Origin of the sequence: Nocardioides nematodiphilus (genome assembly GCF_020216525.1) — a bacterium.
GTDB classification, from domain to species: domain Bacteria; phylum Actinomycetota; class Actinomycetes; order Propionibacteriales; family Nocardioidaceae; genus Nocardioides; species Nocardioides nematodiphilus.
Genome location: NZ_JAIWOY010000024.1, coordinates 1 through 1,067 on the forward strand (window position 1 = coordinate 1; position 1,067 = coordinate 1,067).

The 1,067-nt window shown below is 65.8% G+C and carries 1 protein-coding gene; it reads left to right on the plus strand.

Annotated features, from left to right (window positions below; translation table 11 throughout):
- The first annotated feature begins 68 nt into the window (after positions 1-68).
- Positions 69-1,067, plus strand: coding sequence for an IS481 family transposase (locus KSO98_RS18330; RefSeq protein ID WP_225287203.1), 999 nt, complete (start codon positions 69-71; stop codon positions 1,065-1,067).

A 1,067-nucleotide genomic window follows, 5' to 3' on the forward strand; every position in this document is an offset into this window, starting at 1 on the left:
GTAGATAGGTGAAGGCCTCCCGGTGTGGAGTGGAGCTGTCTAGGACTTCACCCACCAGGGAGGCCTTCATGGCTCACGCTAACGCGGCTTTGACCCCGAAACACCGTCTACGGCTTGCACGCCTGATCGTCGAGGACGGCTGGCCACCATCACGCGCGGCCGAGTTCTTCAACGTCACCTGGCGCACCGCGGACAAGTGGGCCAAGCGCTACCGCGCCGAAGGCGTCGCCGGCATGGCCGACCGGTCCTCAGCACGCCACACCCAGCACACCAAGACCCCCGAGCCGGTCGTGCGCAAGATCGTGCACCTGCGCTGGAAACAACGACTCGGCCCGATCCAGATCGCCGCCAAGCTCGACATGCCCGCCTCCACCGTCCACGCCGTGCTGGTCCGCTGCCACCTGAACCGGCTCACCCATATCGACCGCGTCACGGGCGAGCCAGCACGCCGCTACGAACGCCAACGACCAGGCGAGTTGATCCACGTCGACGTGAAGAAGCTCGGCAACATCCCCGATGGCGGTGGCTGGCGCTACCTCGGTCGCCAACAGGGCGATCGGAACAGGATCGCGACCAAGGACCGCACCGGCATCAAGAACACCCGGTACCAGGCCAAGGTCGGAACCTGCTTCGTTCACACCGTCATCGATGACCACTCCCGCATCGCGTATGCCGAGTGCCACGACGACGAGACCGCCGCGACCGCGGTCGCGGTGCTGCACCGGGCGGTGGCCTGGTTCGCCGAACGCGGTGTCACCGTCGAACGGGTGTTGTCCGACAACGGCTCGGCCTACCGATCCTTCCTGTGGCGCGACACCTGCGAAGCGCTCGGCATCCAACCCAAGAGGACTCGGCCCTACCGTCCGCAGACCAACGGCAAGATCGAGCGCTTCCACCGCACCCTGGCCGACGGCTGGGCCTACAAGAAGCTCTACCGCTCAGAAGACACCCGTCGAGCAGCCTTGGCAGGATGGCTGCACCAGTACAACCACCACCGGCCCCACTCAGCAGCCGGAGGCCTCCCACCCATCAGCCGCTTGAACAACCTGACTGGACATCACAGCTAG